The sequence below is a fragment of the Cognatundibacterium luofuense genome, assembly GCF_018139685.1.
Lineage (GTDB): Bacteria > Pseudomonadota > Gammaproteobacteria > Burkholderiales > Burkholderiaceae_D > Undibacterium > Undibacterium luofuense.
In genome coordinates this window covers 261353-274671 of record NZ_JAGSPN010000001.1, presented here as the reverse complement: position 1 = coordinate 274671, position 13319 = coordinate 261353, and the positions used below count along the sequence as shown (strand labels likewise).

13 protein-coding genes are annotated in these 13319 nt (G+C 54.0%); 7 read left to right on the top strand and 6 right to left on the bottom strand.

Annotation, left to right across the window (positions count from 1 at the left end; genetic code table 11):
• Positions 1-19 precede the first annotated feature (19 nt).
• From KDM89_RS01205 to KDM89_RS01195, 3 genes are all read right to left on the bottom strand, one after another.
• Entirely contained in the window at positions 20-1642 is a 1623-nt protein-coding gene (locus tag KDM89_RS01205) for a tetratricopeptide repeat protein (RefSeq protein WP_212686131.1), read from the bottom strand.
• Between the two features lie 164 nt (positions 1643-1806).
• Complete coding sequence (locus KDM89_RS01200; protein ID WP_212686130.1) at positions 1807-2004, bottom strand: DUF2905 domain-containing protein; 198 nt, start codon at positions 2002-2004, stop codon at positions 1807-1809.
• A 90-nt stretch (positions 2005-2094) separates the two neighbouring features.
• Positions 2095-3261 (bottom strand): class I SAM-dependent methyltransferase, encoded by a 1167-nt coding sequence (locus tag KDM89_RS01195; protein WP_212686129.1) that lies wholly within the window; start codon positions 3259-3261, stop codon positions 2095-2097.
• A 44-nt stretch (positions 3262-3305) separates the two neighbouring features.
• Here KDM89_RS01195 and KDM89_RS01190 point away from each other — a divergent pair, with 44 nt between their 5' ends.
• From KDM89_RS01190 to KDM89_RS01175, 4 genes are all read left to right on the top strand, one after another.
• The gene (locus KDM89_RS01190; protein ID WP_212686128.1) at positions 3306-4112 is read left to right on the top strand and encodes an SDR family oxidoreductase; all 807 of its coding nucleotides are present in this window, start codon (positions 3306-3308) and stop codon (positions 4110-4112) included.
• Positions 4113-4119: 7 nt separating this feature from the next.
• Positions 4120-4515, top strand: a complete 396-nt coding sequence (locus tag KDM89_RS01185; protein ID WP_212686127.1) for a dihydroneopterin aldolase — start codon at positions 4120-4122, stop codon at positions 4513-4515.
• A gap of 7 nt (positions 4516-4522) precedes the next feature.
• Positions 4523-5467, top strand: a complete 945-nt coding sequence (ttcA, locus tag KDM89_RS01180; RefSeq protein ID WP_212686126.1) for a tRNA 2-thiocytidine(32) synthetase TtcA — start codon at positions 4523-4525, stop codon at positions 5465-5467.
• 486 nt (positions 5468-5953) lie between these two features.
• Positions 5954-6679 (top strand): helix-turn-helix transcriptional regulator, encoded by a 726-nt coding sequence (locus KDM89_RS01175; RefSeq protein ID WP_212686125.1) that lies wholly within the window; start codon positions 5954-5956, stop codon positions 6677-6679.
• A 269-nt stretch (positions 6680-6948) separates the two neighbouring features.
• Here the strand turns inward: KDM89_RS01175 and KDM89_RS01170 are convergent, their stop codons facing one another.
• On the bottom strand, positions 6949-7224 hold the full coding sequence (locus KDM89_RS01170; protein ID WP_212686124.1) for a helix-turn-helix domain-containing protein: 276 nt from the start codon (positions 7222-7224) through the stop codon (positions 6949-6951).
• Between the two features lie 222 nt (positions 7225-7446).
• Between KDM89_RS01170 and KDM89_RS01165 the strand changes: the two genes are divergently transcribed.
• Complete coding sequence (locus KDM89_RS01165) at positions 7447-8154, top strand: DUF6445 family protein (protein WP_212686123.1); 708 nt, start codon at positions 7447-7449, stop codon at positions 8152-8154.
• Between the two features lie 108 nt (positions 8155-8262).
• Here KDM89_RS01165 and fahA read toward each other — a convergent pair whose 3' ends face one another.
• Together fahA and hmgA are read right to left on the bottom strand one after the other, a co-directional pair.
• Positions 8263-9597, bottom strand: coding sequence for a fumarylacetoacetase (gene fahA, locus KDM89_RS01160; protein WP_212686122.1), 1335 nt, complete (start codon positions 9595-9597; stop codon positions 8263-8265).
• Positions 9598-10905: a homogentisate 1,2-dioxygenase gene (gene hmgA, locus KDM89_RS01155; RefSeq protein ID WP_212686121.1), complete on the bottom strand. Its 1308-nt coding sequence runs from the start codon at positions 10903-10905 to the stop codon at positions 9598-9600.
• A gap of 105 nt (positions 10906-11010) precedes the next feature.
• On the opposite strand from hmgA, the gene KDM89_RS01150 reads away from it, so the two are divergent.
• Positions 11011-11919, top strand: coding sequence for a LysR family transcriptional regulator (locus KDM89_RS01150; protein WP_212686120.1), 909 nt, complete (start codon positions 11011-11013; stop codon positions 11917-11919).
• Positions 11920-11996: 77 nt separating this feature from the next.
• Positions 11997-13130 (top strand): alpha-hydroxy acid oxidase, encoded by a 1134-nt coding sequence (locus tag KDM89_RS01145; RefSeq protein ID WP_212686119.1) that lies wholly within the window; start codon positions 11997-11999, stop codon positions 13128-13130.
• The last annotated feature ends 189 nt before the right edge of the window (positions 13131-13319 follow it).

Here is a 13319-nt window from a genome sequence, read left to right as displayed (position 1 = left end):
CCAGAAAAGTCAGCGGCCTTTACTTGCGGGAAATGCTTAGACCGTATTTACGCTGCAAATCTTCGTACAGCGTCCGGATCGCTTTCAGACGCGGGTTCATCGGATCAAGGCGGCGTGCTGCTTCGATCAGTTCGCGGGCATGCTCACCTGTCGCGTTGTCCCAACCCATATTTTCGATGCATTTGAGTGTCGCGAGCGCGGCATTCAGCACTACTTGCGGATTGTCCGGCGACTTACGCGCCGCTGCCAGCATCAGATCAACAGAACCACGGAAATCGCCCTGTTTCGCCTTCTGCACACCCTGCGCGACGAGCTCCATCACTTCACGCTGACTGCGTTGAGCCAGTTCGCGCGCAAGATGTCCCTTACCGGCAGACTCAAATACCCCGATCGCTTTGGATAACATGCGCTGATTGCTGGCATTTTTCATCACGTCCAGAATGACTTCTGAAGCATGATCATCTTTATTGTTATCAAGGCAGGTTTTTGCCAGCCCGAGTTTGGCACCGGTGGATAAACCAATATCTTCACGGGCAGCATTAACGGCATTTGCAATTTCATCATGCACGCGCTCATCACCGGTTTTGGAGTGCACCAGTGCAGAGGAGATTGCGCGGCAGGCCTCGGTTTTTTTCAGGCCGGCCATACTGCGTTCCATTTCACGAATCACCGTTTTAGCCTGATTGGTATCACCTTTTTTGACCAGTGCATCGACCAGATTTAAGTGATCTTCCGGATCACGGAATTCGGAGAAACGGGCACGGCTGACGACTTTTTTGAACGCATCTTCCGCACTCGCAATATCGCCGGATTCCATCGCGATTTTGCCCAGTTGGCGGATACGGCGCACCCCGTGCGGCGACACCGCTACCGCAGCATCCAGCACCTCTTTCGCTTGCGGCAACTGATCCATCATTTCGTGGGTTTTTGCCAGCAAATCATAGGCATCCATGTACTGCTTATTCTCTGCCAGCAGACTCTTCAGGATTTGTTCTGCTTCCTGATATTTACCCTGCATGAACAGGGTTTTTGCGAGTCCGAGACGCGCCCACGCGACCGCTTTCAGTTCAAATAAATGCTGATACAGCACCTCTGCCTCCGCAGCCTCGCCGAGTACGACGTGCAACTCAGCGCGCAGTCGCATGAAATCCACTGCATAACGCGGATAATCGCGTTCGCCATGATGGCAGGCTTGCAGCGCCTCGGTCACCGCACCGTTTTCCATGTGCGTGAACACTTCCACGAAGGCTTTACGTTTTTCCAGCGCTTTCAGCACGCGGTCCAGCAGGGTGTCTGCAGTAAATGGCTTCAGCAGGTAATCGGATGGTGCCAGCTCGGCAGCACTGACAACTTTGGCATACGCACGTTCGGCGGTAACCATGATGAAAATCGTCGACAGCGGCGCAAGCTTGTGATGACGCACATCTTCCAGCAATTGCTGACCATCCTGGCCGACGCCGAGGTCGTATTCGCACAGAATCAGGTCAAACACTTTATTCTGGATCGCACGCACGGCGGTTCCTGCCGTCAGCGCGTGTTCAATTTTGTTGATACCACACAGGTTCAGCATGTTATGCAGGCTCACGCGCATGCCCTGATGCGGTTCTACCAGCAATGCGCGGATATCACTGAGTTCACTCATTATGGCCTTACTCTGGATTCAGACTGTTCAGACGACAAAAGCAGCCCGCTGAACGGGCTTTGTTACGATTCATTATAGGGAAGTGACGGCACAAACGCGGTATTTCTTGAGTTTGCTTCCGTGAAATAGTGCGCAATTGCTGCGCACACGCAACTGGCTGCTATTTATTTGAGCACTCTGGCCACCAGCAATACAAACAGGCAGACCAGGATCGTTGAGGCAAACGGGAATACGAACTGGCGGCCGAACAGGCGGAAGCGCAGATCGCCGGGCAGTCGGCCTATGCCCAGCTTTTCCAGCCATGGCAAGGCGCTGGAGAACACAACCACTGCCAGAAAAATCGTTAAAAACCAGCGAAACACAGATACCCCCCTGCCTTTTTGAAGAAATCGCCCTATCGTCGAGAGAATCCGCGGGGGTTTTAAGATACCCCCCGGGGTATTTTTAGTGCCTCAGAGGCGGTGTGAGCGGTCCTGCAACTGCAACAGCGGTGGCAGATCAGCGCCGGTGCCGATGATCAGCACCTTAAATAACTCGCCCATTTCTGCCGGCGATGTCAGTTTTTGCAGTGCCTGTGATTGCGGCAGGTAACTCAGTGCGTCTTCCGCAGAGGTGCGCGACAGCAGATCGGTAATCCCCGCACCCAGCAGGAAAGCCGCCTGAGACTGGTAAAACTGCACCTGTGCACCTGCCTGCGATGCCGCCACTGCCATCGCGGTGAAATCCACGTGGGCGGTGACATCCTGCAAACCCGGCAGATAAAACGGTTCCGGATGTGCGTGATGGCGGTAGTGGCACATCAGCGTGCCCTGATCCCGTTCCGGATGGTAATACTCGCGCTCAGGGAAGCCATAATCGATCAGTACCGCCACGCCGTGCAAACCGGTTTGCTGCTGACCTTGGATCAGCATTTGCGACAGGCTGCGCATAAAGCCGCAGGCTACCGGATGGAGTTCCGTCAGATAACCATCCGGTAACTGTTCGTGTTCCGTGATTTGTTCCAGCCATTCTGCAGGAGCCTGCGGCCCGTTCTGCCAGCAAAACGCGCCGTTTGCATCCAGCGCCACGCCGCGTTCGCGCCAGACCCCGTTTTCACGCTGCACCAGATTCACCGGCATTGCATCCAGCACTTCATTGCCCAGTAACAGACCAGAAAAGGCTTCAGGCATCTGATCCAGCCAGACGACTTCCGGAAAGGCAGCCAGCGCTTCGCGTTGTCTCGCCTGCAATTCGCCGGACAAATCGACGATCGCATAACGGCGTACCGCGATACCTGCCGCGCGGCATTCGGTCAGGAAATCCTTGGCCAGTTTGCCGGTACCGGCTCCGAACTCCATGACTTCCGGTGCAATCGCAGGCAATAAGCTGGCATACAAGCGTGCCAGCGTGCCACCAAACAGCGGCGAAATCTCCGGTGCCGTTGTAAAATCACCGTCTTTGCCTAATTTAGTCGCACCGCCACTGTAATAACCCAGTTGCGGGGTATACAACAGCTTTTCCATAAACTGCGAAAACGGGATCCAGCCCTGCTCTGCCACCGCTGTCCGCAGTTGCTGAGTCAGTGCTTCCGATGCTGCCAGCGCCTCGGGCGCCGGAATGGGTAAAGATAATTTTTGCATCCCGGCATTGTATTAAAAACCCTACCTCTGCGTGAACTTTTTCCATGAACCAGCCTGCTACTGCCTCTGTTGAGAGACTCGCCCTGATTACCGGGGCTGCCCGGCGCATCGGCCGCGAAATCGCTTTGCATCTGGCCCGTCAGGGCTGGAACATTGCCGTGCACTGCCATCATTCCCGCACCGAAGCGGAACACACGGCGCAGGAAATCCGCGCGCTGGGTCGTAAAGCTGAGGTATTTTGCTGTGATCTGGCCGACGAAGCGGCAGTGCGTACTTTGTTACCGGCAGTGAATGCGGCGATGGGAACGGTGGATTGCGTGGTGAATAATGCCTCGCTGTTCAGCGAAGACCATGCGCACAGTTTCAGTTATGCAATGCTGAATCAGCATATGCATGCGAATCTCGGTGCACCGTTATTGCTGGCACAAGCACTGCACGCACAGTTGCAGGAAGGTCAGCAGGGATCGGTGATTAATCTGCTGGATCAGAAATTATTTAATCTGAATCCGGATTTTTTATCGTACACCCTGTCCAAAGCCGCATTACACACCGCAACCGTGATGCTGGCACAGGCGCTGGCGCCGAAAATCCGTGTGGTCGGCGTGGCGCCGGGCATTACTATGGTGTCCGGTCATCAGACCGAAGCCGATTTCGCCGCTGCGCATCAGATCACACCGCTCGGTCGCTCGAGTACACCACAGGATATCGCCCGCACCGTCGCGTTTGTCGCCGACAGTCCGGCCATGACCGGCACTACCTTGCTGGTCGATGGCGGGCAGCACCTGATTCCTTTGCAGCGCGATGTCATGTATCTGGCGACTGCAAACCAATCTCAACTTTCTTCTGAATGAGTTTCTTATGTTATCCGTCCTGCACCATCCGCAACTGACCGGTTGCCGCCGTCTGTTTTTGCGTAATTATGAAATCTATATCAATATCGGCGTGCACGATTTTGAAAAAAAAGGCGAACAGCGCGTGCTGATCAATGTTGATCTTTACATTCCGCTGGAATTATCAACACCGAAAGAAGATCAGCTGGATGAAGTCGTCGATTACGATTTTATGCGCGGCACCATTGCGCAGCGCGTATCTCAGGGTCATATTCATTTACAGGAAACTCTGTGTGATGACGTCGCCCGTATGATGCTGACCCATCCGCGCGTCCGTGCAGTCTGCGTTTCCACCATGAAGCCGGATGTATATCCGGATTGCGATGGTGTCGGTGTTGAAGTATTCCATGTCAAAGAAGCCTGAGGTTGTGATGCAAGCTTTATATGAAACATTGCAGGATGCAGCACCCGCAGAAGATACTTCCGCAAGCAGCGGACGCTCGCCGGAAAAAATCGCGTACGAAAACAATAAACTGCATAAGCGTTTATGCCGTCAGGTAGGTCAGGCCATCGGCGACTTCAATATGATTGAAGATGGTGACAAGGTCATGGTGTGTTTGTCCGGTGGTAAAGACAGCTATGCTTTGCTGGATATTCTGCTGACCCTGCGTGAGCGCGCACCGATCAAGTTCGATATCGTTGCGGTCAATCTGGATCAGAAACAACCGGGTTTCCCGGAAGATGTGCTGCCAGCGTATATGGAAAAAATCGGTGTGCCGTATCACATCGAAAATCAGGATACCTACAGCATCGTCAAACGTCTGGTACCGGAAGGCAAAACCACTTGCTCGCTGTGCTCACGCCTGCGTCGCGGCATTCTGTACCGTGTGGCGGACGAACTGGGCGCGACCAAAATCGCACTTGGTCACCACCGTGACGATATTCTGGAAACCTTTTTTCTGAATATGTTCTTCGGCGGCAAAATCAAAGGTATGCCACCGAAACTGCAATCCGATGATGGTCGCCATATCGTGATCCGTCCGCTGGCGTATGTAAAAGAAGCGGACACCGAACGTTTTGCGGAAGTGCGCCAGTTCCCGATTATTCCTTGTAATCTGTGCGGTTCTCAGGAAAACCTGCAGCGCAAACACGTTAAAGCCATGCTGCGTGACTGGGAGAAAAAACATCCGGGTCGCGTTGATCATATTTTCTCGGCTTTATCGACTGTCGTGCCATCACATCTGATGGACAGAGATATGTTCAATTTCAGTGATTTGAAAATTGACGGTGTCGCCAAACCGGACGGCGATATCGCATTCGATGAAGAACCATGCAGCACACCGGCTGCCGGTGTAATCCAGATGCATCTGGAGTAAATCTGAAGCAAATCTGAAGTGAACATGCGGGTGCGGTATTCAAGCTGCACCCGATTCGTATCTGACACAATTCATCCAACCCGTATTCCCCACCAACTGTCTGTCATACTTTCCAGCCGACTCACCCCGCTTTACCAATATTGACTATTACTTGTGATAGCACAGATAGCGTGCAATATGCATTTCGCATATTAATTTAATTTTACATGTAAATCAATTGGATATACAGAGCATCTGACTAATCATGCAATGCAATGGTAAGTGTTTCTTACCCCCTTCCATCAATTAATATATGTATAATATACCAATAAACAGCTAGGAACGTTTAACTCCGGATTCTTCGTTTCCGTTTCAGCTTTACATCTATTGAGATTCTGCTTCTGCGTGGCCTGTCAGCATCAGCCTTACCCTACTCCGCCACAATCCGGTGCGCCACTGATGCAACAGACAGGCGACAGACACTCAGCCTTATGGGTATTTGCATCTATGAATATGACTTCAGGTTCAGAACTGTTCGATACATTGCTGCATGTACATACCGAAACAGCCTGGCTGAACACTTGTATTACGATCAGTCAGCAACTCGGATTTCCGTATTTTCTGTTCGGTTATCTGCCACACAAACTGACACCGCTGACGGATGCAAAAGTGCTCGGCAATATGCCGCAAACCTGGTTGCAAACCTATCTGACAGAGCAGTGCAAGGAAACAGATCCGGTTTTACAGCATTGCGCGCGCCATCAGCGCCCGTTTTTCTGGGCGGAAGAATACTTTGCCGATATACAGGCACAGGCAACTTACGCGTGTGCTGCCGGGTATGATCTGAAATACGGTCTCGCGTTGCCCGGTCGCGGTCAGGATGCCGAGGTCAGCATCATGCTGCTGTTATCGCCAGACCCAGCGCGTCATCCGGCAACGCTGGGGGCACAGCAAATCGGACAATTGTGTCTGTTCCGGGATTTTGCAATGGATGCGCTGCGGCCATTACTGCTACCACCCGATGCGGCTCCTGTTAAGCTGACACCGCGTGAAATCGAATGCCTGATCTGGGCGGCACGCGGAAAATCTTCATGGGAAATAGCACAAATTCTGACGTGCGCAGAAGCCACTGTTAATTTCCACATTAACAATGCTAAACAAAAATTCGGTGTCACCAGCCGCCAGCAGGCTGTGATACGTGCCATTCGTGGTGGATGGATTGCAATTAACTGAGCACATACGCTGCGTTTTCAGGTTTGTCGGTTAAGGAAAAGATAGTCAGAAGCCTGAAGCAGCGTGTCACGCCTGTGCGAAAGTATCTCAAAGCGTCAGTCTGCTGATCCAACAATCCTTATTTGTATCAATGAAAAACGGCCAGTCAGGTTGACTGGCCGTTTTTACGCAAAGTTGCGGATCACCGAAGCGTTTCTTGGGGGGTATCACCCCGGCGATCCGCACCGGCAACCATAGGAGAGCAATCCCGGTCACCGGTAAAGCAAACTTCAGCACATGATGTGCGGATTACCACCACGTTTACTGCAGATGTCCATGACTTGCTGCAGCAAGTGTTCAGGGATACTGCCACTGACATATAAACTGACCAGCATCGCCACCGACAACGGAGCGCTTCCGGCTTTTTCAATACGGCTGCCACAGGACTGGCTGACTCCGAAACGTTGCCAGAACTGGGTCTGGGTTTCACCGCGCTGTAAGCGGAGCTGCCGGAAATTCATGCCTGATAAAGCCGGATTTTTTTCTGGATGAGAGAAGTCTTTCATGAGAATTCCATATCGCAATAGCAGAGAACCAGATTCTTACATTGTTAAATAATATTGAATACTGGCATTTCTGATAGGTAATATTTTTAAATATGCAGCATTCAAAAGAAGAACACACTGAATGCATCACTTCGCAGGATTACAACGTCAGGCGATGAAAAAAGTGACGGCAGGTACGGGCATTTGCTACTGTGGTGACTTTCCTTTTTTCGGTTTTGCATCATGCTGCCATTACCTGCGCCGGGCCAGTTATTGCCCGCGATTCCGCCCACCGCACCGACGCTGACCTACGAACCACTGGAAGCCGGTAAAAATTTCTGGGTGATCGATAATGTTCTGCCGAATGCAGAAGAAGTCAGTGCACGCTGTTTTGCAAGAGAAAAGTGGGAACTGGGTAAACCGTATGCGCCGGAAAGCTGGCCGGGTATGCGTTTTCACGGCGCGCTGTTACCGGAAGAACTGGCCGCGCTGGAAGCGAAAGTACGTGAACTGACTGGCAAGCCACGTTTATGGATGGTGCAACCGCCGGGCGGCTTGCGACTGGACAGCAACGTAGCGCAGCTGGTCGGGAAAAATGAAGGCATGCCGCATCCGCATACCGACAGCCGGCATTTATGCCGTTATGCAGCAGTGATTTATCTGAGCCCGAATCCGGCACCGGACAGCGGTACCAGCTTTTGTCGTCTGCGTTATCCGAATGGCGCGATCGGCGGCAATATCGTGACCGATCCGCATAAAAATCTGGTGGATGCTTTAAAGGTACGCGCTCTGCCGATGCAAGCGTGGTACGAAGATATGCGGGTACAGAATGTGTTCAACCGCATGATTCTGTACAAAGCGAATCTGGTGCACAGCGCGACCGGGTATTTTGGTGAAGCCATGCCGGATCGTCGCCTGACTGCCGTATTTTTCTGGATGGCGGACGATTAAACAGCAGCCTTCCTCATGAGCACGCTGTACAAACAAAAATCCCTGCAGTCTGACGACCGCAGGGATTTTTTCATACGCCGATGATGCAGCAGTATCTGCGCAGCGAACTCAGATCTGACGTGCAGGCAGCAAAGTACCCGCGACTTCACCAAAACCGATACGCGGTGCGCCTTCTTTGTGCGCCCAGCCACGCAATACGACCGTATCGCCATCTTCCATAAACACGCGCTGCTCGCCATTACTCAGTTGCAGTGGCTTTTTACCGCCTTCGGTCAGCTCCAGCAAAGACCCGGCTTCTTCCGGTGCAGGGCCGGACTGTGTACCGGAGCCGAGCAAATCACCGGCGTGCAGATTGCAGCCGTTGACCGTGTGGTGCGCGACCATCTGCGATACCGTCCAGTAAGAGTGACGGAAGTTCGACAAAGACAAACGTTCTGCGGCGGCACCCGCTGTTTTCATAGCCGGTGTCTGCAACAGTACTTCCAACTGAATATCGAAAGAACCGGAAGTACGTACACTTTCACCATCCAGATAAGGCAATGGTTGCGGATCAGCCGCATCGCGATGCCATGCCAGGCGGTATGGTGCCAGCGCTTCCAGTGTCACGATCCACGGAGAAATCGTCGTGGCAAAGTTTTTGGCGAGGAAAGGACCGAGTGGCTGGTATTCCCAGGCTTGCATATCACGGGCTGACCAGTCATTCAGCAGACACAGACCGAATACATGGGATTCTGCCTGTTCCACCGGAATCGAGGTGCCCAGTGCATTGCCCTGACCGATGAAAATACCCAGTTCCAGTTCGTAGTCCATGCGTTTTGCAGGTCCGAACACCGGTTCTTCCACTGTTGGTGGTTTGGTCTGACCGAGCGGACGGTGGAATTCCTGACCGGACACACCAATCGACGACGCACGGCCGTGGTAACCAATCGGTACCCATTTGTAGTTAGGCAGCAAAGGATTGTCCGGACGGAACAGTTTGCCGACGGCAGTTGCATGGTGAACCGAAGTATAGAAATCGGTGTAATCGCCGATATGCGCAGGCAATGCATATTCCGCCTGTGCCTGTGGCAGCAGGCAGGCGTGCAGTGTGCCTTGCAGCGCAGAACCTTCACGCAATACGCGCGACAAAGCCAGACGCAGTGCCGACCAGACCGGCGCCCCCAGACCCATTAAACCATTCAGGGTTTGTGCATTCACCGCCGTGGTGAAATGGCCGCCCTGCAGTTCGGTAAAACCGGCAAATGCATGCACTGCATGCGCTGCCGGCAAATCCAGAATCTGATCGCCGATCGCCACACCGATACGGTAAGGCTGATGGCTGCCTTTGCGGCGGAACACCGCAAACGGCAGATTCTGAATCGGGAAATCACAGGCCGGCTGATTGGCAGACTGTACCCAGCTGCGCAGTTGCAGATCGTGTGTTTCGTTAAGTTGTACCGTCATTTATTTTTGCTCCGGATTGAAATACTTTTTGATACCTTGCCAGCACTGATAATAATCGGCCTGCAGCAACGGTGTTTCCATAGCGGCGCGGGTCGGTTTGATGATCTGGCGGGTTTCGATCATAAACGCCATCGTATCAGAGACCTTTTGCGGGGTGGAAGTATCGATGTTACTGGCTTTCTCAAAAGTCGGTGCATCCGGGCCGTGGCCGCTCATACAATTGTGCAGGCTGGAGCCGCCCGGACGGAAGCCGGTGGACTTCGCATCGTACTGGCCATGAATCAGCCCCATGAATTCGCTGGCGATATTGCGGTGGAACCAGGGCGGACGGAAAGTGTTTTCACCAGCTAACCAGCGTGGCGGGAAAATCACAAAGTCGATGGTATCCACGCCCGGTGTATCGCTAGGCGATTGCAGCACCAGGAAAATCGACGGATCAGGATGGTCATAGCTGATCGAGCCTATGGTGTTGAAATGACGCAGATCGTATTTGTACGGTGCGAAATTGCCATGCCATGCGACCACATCCAGCGGCGAATGCCCGATTTTTGCAGACCACAGATTGCCGCTGAATTTGGCAACCAGTTCGAAGTCGCCTTCTTTATCTTCATACCAGGCCACCGGTGTCTGGAAATCACGCGGATTGGCCAGACCATTGGAACCGATCACGCCCAGATCCGGCAGTTTCAGCATCGCGCCGAAGTTTTCGCAGACATAGCCACGCGCTTCGCCGTCCGGCAAACGCACCTGAAAACGCACACCACGCGGTACTACCGCGATTTCCTGCGGTTCGATCAGCAGGCGACCCAGTTCAGTCAGCAACAACAAACGGCCTTGTTGCGGGATGATCAGCAATTCTGCATCTGCGTTGTAGTAATAACGGGTTTCCATGTCGCGATTGGCCGCGTACAGATGGATAGCACAGCCGCCCTGCGCATCAGCAGAACCATTACCGGCCATGGTGAACCAGCCATCGACAAAGTCTTTGGACTCTGCCGGCATCGGCAGCGGGTCCCAGCGCAACTGATTCGGGGTGGATGGTACCTGCGCGAAGTCATTGGTCATCTGACCATTGCTGATCTGACGGAAAGGCTGATGCATGGCTGCCGGACGGATGCGGTACATCCAGGAACGGCGGTTGGCATGGCGTGGCGCAGTGAATGCAGTGCCGGAAATTTGCTCGGCATACAAGCCGTAAGCGCATTTTTGCGGGGAATTCTGGTGCTCAGGCAAGGCGCCCGGCAAAGCTTCGGTTACCAGTTCATTGGCAAAACCGGTCATGTACTGCAGGTTCTCTGGTGTTCCCATGGTGGTCTCCTTGTACAGAATGTTCTGATATCCAGCGCAATGTAATGCAAGCCTGTAATTTTTACGATATAAATACAAAAATACAGACCATTCACAGGATCAATAATGATCGAAGCCAAGGATACTGACCTGAATCTGCTGGTGGTGTTTCAGGCGGTATATCAGGAAAGACAGATTTCGCTGGCGGCACGGCGGCTGGGTTTGTCGCAACCAGCCATCAGCAATGCGCTGGCAAGACTGCGCCGCACCCTGAATGACCCGCTGTTTGTGCGCACCGCCGCCGGCATGCAACCAACCCCGCGTGCCGAGCTGTTTGCCGACAGCGTCGGCCCGGCGCTGCAACAGATTACGGCAGCGCTGAATCAGCAGGGTGGCTTTGACCCGTCCGGTGGGATGCGGCGCTTCACGCTGGCGATGAGTGATGTCGGTGAAGTGTATTTCATGCCAGTGCTGGCAGCGCGTTTACCGGCGCTGGCCCCCGGCGTGCAGATCAGCACGGTGCGCGCGAATACTGTCGATCTGAAAACCGAAATGGAATCAGGCAGAATTGATCTGGCGCTCGGTGCATTTGATCAGTTATCTGACGCCTGGTTTCAGAAGCGGATTTTCCGGCAATCTTATGTCTGCATGATGCGCAGCGAGCATCCGCTGGCCGGTGCCGAGCTGACACCGGCGGCGTTCCGCAATGCGCGTCATCTGATTGTGAATGCGCGCGAAGAACCCTATCTGCGCATTAATCAGGCACTGGAAAAAGCCGGCGTCAGTATCGCTGCACAGTTGCAAGTGCCGCATTATGTGGCTGTGCCTTACATCGTGGCGCAAAGCGATTTACTGGTGACGGTGCCGCAAAAACTGGCAGAACGCGCCGCCGCACCGTTTGGCCTGTGTTACCGCAAGCCGCCGGTGCAGTTGCCGGACTTATCAAGCTATCTGTTCTGGCACCGCCGCTATCAGTCTGATCCCGGCAACCAGTGGCTGCGGCAGCTGATCGTGGAAACCTTTACCGAGCTGTGATGCGCAAGTACCGCAAGGCCTGACGGAAACCGCCGCGCGTTCTACAATGCAAGACAGTCACCCGAACGGAGCCCTGTATGCCAGTCATTACCTGCGTCGAAGATTTGCGTCTGTTGGCAAAAAAGCGCGTACCGAAAGCGTTTTACGATTATGCCGACAGCGGCTCGTACACCGAATCCACCTACCGTTCCAACAGCAGTGCACTGGCGGATATCAAACTGCGCCAGCGGGTGGCGATCAATGTCGATCAGCGCAGCACCCGCAGCAGTCTGATCGGCCACGATGTCAGCATGCCGGTGGCGATTGCGCCGACCGGACTGACCGGTATGCAGTGGGCCAACGGTGAAATGCTGGGTGCGATGGCGGCAGAACAGTTCGGCATTCCGTTCACCTTATCCACCATGAGTATCTGTTCGCTGGAAGATGTCGCGAGCGTCACAAGCAAACCGTTCTGGTTTCAGTTGTATGTGATGCGCGATCGCGGCTTTGTGCGGGAACTGATACAGCGCGCCAAAGCCTGCGGCTGTTCGGCACTGGTGCTGACGCTGGATTTACAAATCCTCGGCCAGCGGCATAAAGACTTAAAAAACGGCATGTCGGTGCCGCCGCGCCTGACGCTGGCGAATCTGCTGGATCTGGCGACGAAACCGGGCTGGGCACTGCGGGCGCTCGGAGGCCGCAAAACCTTCGGCAATCTGGCAGGTCATGTCAAAGGCATGGATGGCATCACCACCCTGAGCCAGTGGACAGCAAGCCAGTTTGACCCGACGTTGAACTGGGATGATGTCGCGTGGATACAGCGCGAATGGGGTGGCAAGCTGATTCTGAAAGGCATTATGGATGCGGAAGATGCGCGTACCGGTGCTTCCCTGGGTGTGGATGCGATCGTGGTCAGCAATCACGGCGGACGGCAGCTGGACGGTGCACCGGCGTCAATTGATGCCCTACCAGCGATTGTGGATGCCGCCGGTCATCTCAGCGAAATCTGGTTCGACGGCGGTATCCGCAGCGGACAGGACATCCTGAAAGCCTGCGCACTGGGCGCCAAAGGCTGCATGATTGGCCGTGCGTTTCTGTATGCACTCGGGGCGATGGGGCAACCGGGCGTCAGCCTGATGCTGGACATTCTGCGCAAGGAACTGGATGTCAGCATGGCCCTGACCGGTCTGCGCGATATCCGCGACGCCAGTCCCGACATCCTTATCCGCTGACTGCTTGCCGAACAAGTCTTAGAACAAGCCGGAAGCTGGTTTTCCGCCGATGCTGATCAGCACATCATTGTGCAGAAGTCCGCATCTGCATTTTATGAAGGCCCGGACTTTCTGCCGACGACCGCCGGATCGCTGTGCCAGAATCCGCATTTGAGACATTTTCAGGCTGTTTTGAGTGGTTCGCAGGCC